Source organism: Rothia sp. HMSC036D11, from assembly GCF_001814205.1.
In the GTDB taxonomy this organism is placed as follows: Bacteria; Actinomycetota; Actinomycetes; order Actinomycetales; family Micrococcaceae; genus Rothia; species Rothia dentocariosa.
In genome coordinates this window covers 404,255-412,445 of sequence record NZ_KV815278.1, presented here as the reverse complement: position 1 = coordinate 412,445, position 8,191 = coordinate 404,255, and the positions used below count along the sequence as shown (strand labels likewise).

Below are 8,191 nucleotides of genomic sequence, written 5' to 3'. Positions count from 1 at the left end.
CCAGGCCTTGGCTTACTTCAGCCGCTCCACCTACGAGGGCGGGGCTTACTTCCACGGCTCCACCTACGAGGGCGGGGCTTACTTCAGCCGCTCCACCTACCGGGGCGGGGCTCACTTCGCCATCTCCACCTACCGGGGCGGGGCTTACTTCACCGGCTCCACCTACCAGGGCGGGGCTCACTTCGCCATCTCCACCTACAATGATGTAGCTGACTTTAGCGGATCTATCTTCTATCAGAAAGTTTATTTTGGAGCAGACGGAGACAACAACAGCTTTTCTCGCTTCACAGACTGTGCCCCTCAGTTCTATGATGAGACAAACCGCAAAAACACGCTTTTTGGCTCACCTGATAATGATTTCACAGTGGATACCAGCGAAGGTTATCCTATTAATCTAAATTCCGAAGGCTTACCTCTTGGCTGTAAATTCCTTACTTCAGAGCAGAAGGAATACCTCGCAGATAAGTTCCAAGAAATAGACGAAACGAATAATAAACTTCGTGAGGTAAAAGATCCCAAAGAAAAGGAAGAACTCTTGAAAAAGCTGCAAGCTCTTAACGAAGAGCTCCACAAATGGCGAGAAGAAGTCACCACAGTAAAAGTGGAGGGTACAGCACTCGGAGAGGAAGATAACTAGCCGCCCGAGGGATTCACGGTCTCCACTTCCTGCCGTATGAGAGCACTAAGATTCTACGGCACTGTTTGCCCTCTAGGGGTTTGTTCCTGCTGGCGTGACTGGTTTGTTTCGACTACAGGGTTCAACCCGCAACAACCTCTGAATATGCGCAGGACTGGACCGTTACCTGCCTGCTCAGCAAAGGTTTGCAGGTAAACCTTGGGTCAAAATTCAGGAAAATCTGAAAGGCGAGCTGAAGATACGGTAGGGTGGTACTTGCACACACTCACCGTAAGGAGTCTACTCACCTATGAGCAATAAAAAACAGTCTGATGTAAAGCAGCCTGGATGGTTGTGCAAAGCATGTTTATGGTTAGCAAGGATTTTCCTCGGATTGCTAGTAATAGCAATATCCTATTGTATCTGCTCACCCTACTTATATCCCGAACAGCGGACCGTTAACAACGACCATACACGTTTAGGATGGTATCTAATAGGTCTAGCTGTTATATGTGGGTTAGTCCTACGCTGGCCAAAGATTACTACTTCAAGCCCTAAAAAATATTTTATTGCTAGAGTCCTTGCTGCAGGCGTTACAGGTGGAGTGTTTGCCTTTCTTCTACCAGTTGCCGTTAAAAGCACCACAACGGGTGTTGGTGGGCTACGACACTCTATCCTATTAGCAACCGGCGGCTTTATCGCAATCCTTACCTTAGGTGAGACTCGTCGTAAGAATGATAACGACAAGCTCAAGAACGACCAGGAAAAAAAGAAAAATGACAGAGATCATCGGCGACAGGTGAGGGCAGAACGCCGGGAACGGTACACCAAGGCGGTAGAACAGCTAGGTGATGAGAAAGCCTCTGTTCGTATGGGTGGTGTATACACACTTGTAGGTCTCGTGGACGAATGGCTTGAAGACGAGTCTATAGAAAAATATAAAGACAGGCTCAAAGAAGGTCAGGTTATTATCAATAATCTGTGTGCCTATATCCGTTCTCCGTTTACTCTTGCATCTCAGCATGGTAAATTTTCACAAAATAAAATAAAGTCTAAAAATAAATTTAAAAAATTTATCCGTAAATATATTCAACAAAATTTTTATATAAATAAGGCAAATTTTCAAGCAGAAGTAGACGTTCGTCTCAGTATTATTAAAGAAATTCACGACCGATTAAAAGGCCCAGAAGAAAACACGCCGGGGGCATGGTCAGATTTTGAATACGATTTCTCGGGAAGTACTTTCTTCTACCCCGTTGACTTCACAAACTCCTATTACAAAAAACCTGTTAATTTCCGCAACTCCACCTACCATAGTCGGCTGACTTCAAGGACTCCACCTACGAGAGTCGAGCTTATTTCCGTGGCTCCACCTACGAGAGTCGAGCTTATTTCATCGGTTCTACCTACCAGGAAGGAGCTGACTTCAAGGACTCTATCTACCAGAAAGGAGCTAACTTCAGCGGCTCTACCTACCAGGGTCGGGCTTATTTCATCGGTTCTACCTACCAGAAAGGAGCTGACTTGCGTGGCTCCACCTACCAGGAAGGAGCTGACTTCAGCGGCTCTACCTACAAGGAAGAAGCTAACTTGCGTGGCTCCATTTATCAGTGGGCTAACTTCAGCGGTTCCATCTACAAGGGTTGGGCTAATTTCCGTGGCTCCACCTACCAGGATCGGGCTAACTTCAGCAGTTCCATCTACAAGGGTCGGGCTAACTTCAGCAGTTCCATTTTTCATAGTAAAACTTATTTTGGTAAAGACGGACACAGCAAAATCTCTTCTTGTTTTACAAACCGCTCCCCTCAATTTTATGACGAGACAAACCATAAAACTACCCTCTTCGGCTCATATAATAATGATTTCACAGTAGATACCGATAAAGGTTATTCTATTGTCCTAAACTCCGGAGATATAGGAGATATACCCCTCAAGTGTAAATTTCTTAATCCAAAGCAGCGGGATTATCTTGCGCGTAAAATCCGAAAAATGGAAAAAATAAATAATAAACTTCTTGAAACAAAAGGTTCTAAAGAAAATGCTGAACTTCTAGAAGACCTGCGGAATTTTAATAAAGAACTCCACGAATGGCGGGAGGAAGCCACCACGGTGAAAGTGGAGGACGCAGCAGCAGAAGACACAGAAAACTAATTACCACGTAATGTTCTGGGACAGTTATCAAAGAATAACTGTCCCAGAACGCTATATAATTCTAAGCCTTCTTGAACGAAAATACCGGCGGCTTATACAGCCGCTCACCTCTAATGTCGCACAAGAGTTTTCAGGATCAGCGGCGCGCTAATACCTCCACCAGACGCTCTAGATGTCTCAAAATCAGGTTCACAAAGCCCGATAAACCCCTGTCGGCATATACTATTCGTCTTCTTTGTAGATATAATCCTTGAAATAGTCAGGGTCGCCGTCGCTGTCTAGCCAGAGCTCAAACCAGCCAAGGAAGTCCTGGCGCTCACAGCAGGGGCTAACGCCAACATCCGAAAAGCTCCACACCTCACCGGCGCACGGACCGGCAGTAATCAGCTCATAGGTCATGCCGCATCCTTCATCCATGAGCTCAACGCCCTGGTTCCCCAGCTTATGTTCAAAGGACTCATCGCTCAGTCGCTCTTCGTCCTCCTCATCCTCCCAGAGCCAGCCGTCCGTGAGCGTCATGGGGAGGGAAAGGTCTTTGTGCTCAATCTCTGCGAGCCGGTGAATGGAGCCGGCGCTGACACGCCCTATCGCCGGGTCATTCCAGCCGTCACCAACCTCCAGCAGAAACAGCCGGTACGCCTGCGGCAGGCGGGTGTTGCAGGCACGCTCAAAAGCAATAATGTCTGCCTCCGAAACGGTAGGCCCCAGGTCGATATTCTTCTGAGCGACTTTAGCCTTAATGCGCTCGATTACGCTCGGGTATTCTTCAGGCTTGTAGATGGGCACAAAAACTCCTCAAAATAGGTTCTTCGGTTTCACAGGGTCAAGCGAGCCTTTGTACAAGCCGCTACAAGCTGTTTGTCTCCCAGCGGTCCTAAAGTTACGGGTGGGCTATGCCTGCCACCCACCTAAAAAACACCTATGCCGAGGGAGAGCAGCTAGAAGAGGCAACCTGTCGGGATTTCCGACAGGTTTGCCAGAGAAGTCAGGCAGGCTCGGCGATCAGTATGCCCCTACTCCCCCACCAGAGTCTTCGGATCCAGCGGGGTGCTCGTACCTTCCGCCAGGTGCTCTAGACGCCTCAAGATTAAACCTTCGCGCAGAGCCCAGGGGGAAACGCGCATCGTTTCGATACCGAAGGTTTCCATCGCAGCTTCAGCCGCCATCGCACCGGCGAGAACCTGGTCGGCGCGCATCCGGGAAACACCGGGCAGGTCAGCGCGCTCAGCGGGAGCCATAGCCTCCATGCGGCGAGTCCACAGGCGCAAATCCGTCACATGCATCTCACGCTTCACATGCGGCCCAGCAGAATACGGTGCCGCCCCGCAAATACGCGCCAGCGAACGGAACGTCTTCGAGGTGCCCACCACCATATTCGGCTCGCCGAATGCCAGCAACCGCTGCGCCACCGGCTCAATCTGCTCACGCACATACCTGCGCAGCCGCTTCGTCTGCTTCGGCGAAGGCGGCTGTTCATCAAAGAACTCGCGGGTCAGGCGACCGGCGCCCAGCGGCACCGACATAGCCGCATCCGGCAGGGCATCCGTACCCGTGGAGAACTCGAAAGACCCTCCCCCAATATCAAAATTCAGGATGCGCCCCGCACCCCACCCCTGCCAGCGGCGCACCGCGAAATAGGTGATAGCAGCCTCTTGATCGCCCGAAATCTCGCTCAAACTCACGCCGGTCTTCAACCGCACATACTGCAAAACCTCGGCACCATTACCGGCCTCACGAATAGCAGAGGTCGCGAAGGCGAGCAGGTCTTCAGCATTGTTCTCAATGGCGAAATCGCGCGCAGACTTCACGAACTCGGTCAGCGCGGCGCGGCCCTCATCAGAAATATCACCCGACGGCGTCAAATACTGCACCAGCTGCAGCGGAATCTTATGCGAGGCATACGGTTCGGGGCGGGCGCCCGGGTGGCCGTCAAGCAACAGCAGGTGAACAGTATTTGAGCCAACATCAAGAACACCGAGGCGCACGGCGCGCTCCTATCCCCCAGCCACCGCCGGGATAACGTACAACTTCATTAAGTGTGGCACAAGTCGCCGCATGATGCGCGCAATCCACCGCCGAGTATGCGCGAGTTCGCCCGCCGCACATGGATGCACAGGCTAGAGGGTGCGAGCACACGAAAAAATCTCACGGGCTCAATGCCCGCGAGATTTTACGTCGGGTTTTTAGAGAAAACGGGACGAAACCGTGTAACCAAGGGATGCGGAGGCCCTGGCGAACGGCTTCAGGATGCACGGCTAGCAGAGAGCGCCTAAGGCTGTCGCGCACGGCAAAGCGAAGCGGAGCCGTCGTGACTGGTCGCCTTGTAAAGCGAGCGCAAGTTGCGCATCCATGTAAATCATGCCAAGCGCAACAATACGGATACGTAGCCCACGCTTTCGTGAGCAGCGCATCCGTATTGTTGGGAAGGAGAAAGGACTAGCCCTTCTTAGCCGCAGTCTTCTTTGCAGTAGTGGACTTTTTAGCAGTTGTCTTTTTCGCGGTGCTCTTCTTGGCGGTCGTCTTCTTTGCCGCAGTCTTACGCTTCGCAGGCCCCTTGGCACGCTTTTCGGCGAGCAGTTCGACGGCGCGCTCATGGGTGAGCGATTCGATGGTTTCCGAACGCGGCACCGTAATGTTGGTAATGCCGTCGGTAATGTACGGCCCGAATCGCCCGTCTTTGACCACGATATTCTTCTCGCTGTTCGGGTCTACACCAAGCTCGGCGAGCGGGGGCTTAGCGGCGGCGCGTCCGCGCTGTTTAGGCTGCGCATAAATGTCGAGCGCCTCTTCAAGGGTGATCGTGAAGATCTCTTCCTCAGACCCAATCGACCGCGAGTCGGTGCCCTTCTTCAGGTACGGGCCAAACCGCCCGTTCTGCACCGTGATTTCGTTGCCTTCCGCATCGGTACCGAGCACACGCGGCAGGCTCAAGAGCTTGAGCGCATCCTCTAGGGTTACAGTCGCCAAATCCATAGATTTGAAAAGCGATGCGGTACGCGGCTTGGCGGGCTTAGGCTTCTTCTTCGGCTTAGGTTTGCCGTTCTTGTAGTATTCGGTGGGCTGCGCATCCAGGTACGCCTGAATCTGCTCCTCCGTCATCTCCTCTACAACTTCGGTGACGTACGGGCCGTAGCGCCCGTCGCGGGCGATAATCTGGTTCCCGGAGGCGGGATCGGTGCCGAGCACACGCCCATCGGATTTGCCCTGCTCAAGCAGCTCTTTCGCCTTCTCGGCGGTCAGCTCGTCGGGCGCCAAATCGGTGGGAACGTTGGCGCGCACGGGGTCAGAAACTTCGCCGGTTTCGGTATTGACGGTGCCCTCAGCCTCAAGGTAGGGGCCGAATTTACCCACGCGCAGCACAATGCCGTCAGCAATGCGGATCGAGTTAATATCGCGGGCATCAATATCGCCCAGATTATCCACGATTGGCTTGAGCCCGCGTTTCTTCTGTACCCCGCCGCCGAAGTAGAAGTCGCCCAGCCACTCCACGCGCGATTCTTCGCCGCGGGCAATGCGGTCAAGGTCTTCTTCCATCTGCGCGGTGAACTCGTAGTTCACGTAGGGTCCGAAGCTGGTTTCGAGCAGGCGCACCACCGAGAACGCGGTCCAGGAAGGTACGAGCGAGCCGGAACGCACCTGCACATAGCCGCGGTCCATAATCGTTGAAATCACGGCGGCGTAGGTGGAGGGGCGCCCAATGCCCAGCTCGTCAAGAGTTTTCACGAGCGAAGCCTCAGTGTAGCGGGGCGGGGGCAGGGTCTCATGCCCGGTGGCTTCGATTTTTTCGGCGGTGAGCGAGTCGCCCTGCGCGAGCGCAGGCAGGCGTTTCTCGGCGTTCTTGGCGTCACGTTCTGCCAGGCGGGTTGCGTCTACGCCTTCCTCATAGGCGGCGAGGAAGCCGCGGAAGGTAATAACGGTGCCGGATGCTGCGAATTCGGCGTCGCGCCCGTTGGATGCGGTTGCCCCTAACCGCACGGATGCGGTCGAACCGGTGGCGTCTGCCATCTGCGAGGCGATGGTGCGCTTCCAGATCAGCTCGTACAGTCGGTATTCGTCGTTGGAGAGCGTACCGCGCACGGCGTCGGGGGTGCGGAAGGCGTCACCCGCGGGGCGAATTGCTTCGTGCGCCTCCTGCGCGTTTTTGCTCTTGGAAGCGTAGGTGCGCGGCGCGGAGGGCACGTATTCGGTGCCATAGAGTTCGGAGGCTTGGCGGCGTGCCGCCTTCACGGCCTGGTCTGAGAGTGCCACCGAGTCGGTACGCATATAGGTGATGTAGCCGCTCTCGTAGAGGCGCTGGGCAACCTGCATGGTTACGCGCGATGAGAAGCGCAGCTTGCGTGCCGCCTCCTGCTGCAGGGTTGAGGTGGTGAACGGCGCTGCGGGGCGGCGTTTATAGGGTTTGGTTTCGACCGAGCGCACCGCGAAGGGAGCGGCGGTGAGGGCTTCGGCGAGGGTGCGCGCATCCGCCTCTGAAAGGTGGGTGACCTTAGTGGAGGTGAGGGTGCCGTCGTCGGCGAAATCTTTGCCGGTGGCTACTCGGGTGCCGTCGACCGCCACGAGTTTAGCGTCAAAACCTTCGTTGCTGGTGGTGATGAAATGTCCGGTCAGATCCCAGTAGTTGGCGGCGACGAAGGCCATGCGTTCGCGTTCGCGTTCAACAACGAGGCGGGTTGCCACGGACTGCACGCGACCCGCAGATAGCCCGCGGCCGACCTTGCGCCACAGCACGGGTGAGATTTCGTAACCGTAAATGCGGTCTAAAATGCGGCGGGTTTCTTGAGCATCGACCAGGTGCAGGTCAATATCGCGCAGTTCCCCGAAGGCGCGTTCAATGGCTTCGCGGGTGATTTCGGGGAAGGTCATGCGGTAAACGGGAACCTTGGGTTTCAGAACCTCTTTGAGGTGCCAGGCGATCGCTTCACCTTCGCGATCACCATCGGTTGCGAGGTAGAGGGCATCCACGTCTTTGAGTTTGCGTTTGAGTTCGGCGACTTTTTTCTTTTTGTCGGGGTTAACCACATAGTAGGGGTCAAAATCGTCGTCGATATTGACCGCGAACTTACCAACCGGGCCCTTTTTCAGGTTTTCGGGCAGTTCGGAAGGCTGCGGCAGGTCACGAATATGTCCCATGGACGAATCCACCAGAAATTCGTTTCCTAAATAACCGCTGATAGTCTTCACCTTCGACGGGGACTCAACGATCAGCAGCGCTTTTCCGTTCTTTGCCTTGGTGGGCACGGCTCTCCTCATAATTGTGTGGTGTAGATGCGATACAACAATAGCGCACATTCTGGCGGTTACGCCTATTAGGTGCGCTTATCACGCATGTGTCTTATCACGTTTTACAGCTTGTGTTTGGATTAAGGGTGTGGATGCAACGATACCAGTTATTATGCACGTCTGTATCGAGTTGGCAACCGCAGA

The 8,191-nt window shown here is 54.0% G+C and carries 5 protein-coding genes and 1 pseudogene; 3 read left to right on the top strand and 3 right to left on the bottom strand.

What is annotated here, in order from left to right; genetic code table 11:
• The 3 genes and pseudogenes from HMPREF2958_RS10985 to HMPREF2958_RS11135 all read left to right on the top strand — a co-directional run.
• Window positions 1–637 (top strand): annotated as a pseudogene (locus HMPREF2958_RS10985) (hypothetical protein); the annotation flags it as partial.
• Window positions 638–926: 289 nt separating this feature from the next.
• Complete coding sequence (locus HMPREF2958_RS10680; protein WP_246828020.1) at window positions 927–2,489, top strand: hypothetical protein; 1,563 nt, start codon at window positions 927–929, stop codon at window positions 2,487–2,489.
• A 116-nt stretch (window positions 2,490–2,605) separates the two neighbouring features.
• Window positions 2,606–2,767 (top strand): hypothetical protein, encoded by a 162-nt coding sequence (locus HMPREF2958_RS11135; RefSeq protein WP_246828019.1) that lies wholly within the window; start codon window positions 2,606–2,608, stop codon window positions 2,765–2,767.
• A gap of 222 nt (window positions 2,768–2,989) precedes the next feature.
• Here the strand turns inward: HMPREF2958_RS11135 and HMPREF2958_RS04015 are convergent, their stop codons facing one another.
• The 3 genes from HMPREF2958_RS04015 to topA all read right to left on the bottom strand — a co-directional run bounded on the left by HMPREF2958_RS04015 (window position 2,990) and on the right by topA (window position 8,005).
• On the bottom strand, window positions 2,990–3,553 hold the full coding sequence (locus HMPREF2958_RS04015; RefSeq protein ID WP_070696808.1) for an SMI1/KNR4 family protein: 564 nt from the start codon (window positions 3,551–3,553) through the stop codon (window positions 2,990–2,992).
• A 227-nt stretch (window positions 3,554–3,780) separates the two neighbouring features.
• Entirely contained in the window at window positions 3,781–4,752 is a 972-nt protein-coding gene (locus HMPREF2958_RS04010; RefSeq protein ID WP_048754217.1) for a Ppx/GppA phosphatase family protein, read from the bottom strand.
• 451 nt (window positions 4,753–5,203) lie between these two features.
• A complete protein-coding gene (gene topA / locus HMPREF2958_RS04005; protein ID WP_070696806.1) occupies window positions 5,204–8,005 on the bottom strand; it encodes a type I DNA topoisomerase in 2,802 nt (933 codons plus the stop codon).
• Window positions 8,006–8,191 lie beyond the last annotated feature (186 nt).

Excerpts from the sequence above, each read along its gene's own strand:
- HMPREF2958_RS10680 (WP_246828020.1), top strand. The coding sequence starts at position 927 with ATGAGCAATAAAAAACAGTCTGATGTAAAGCAGCCTGGATGGTTGTGC.
- HMPREF2958_RS11135 (WP_246828019.1), top strand. The coding sequence starts at position 2,606 with ATGGAAAAAATAAATAATAAACTTCTTGAAACAAAAGGTTCTAAAGAA.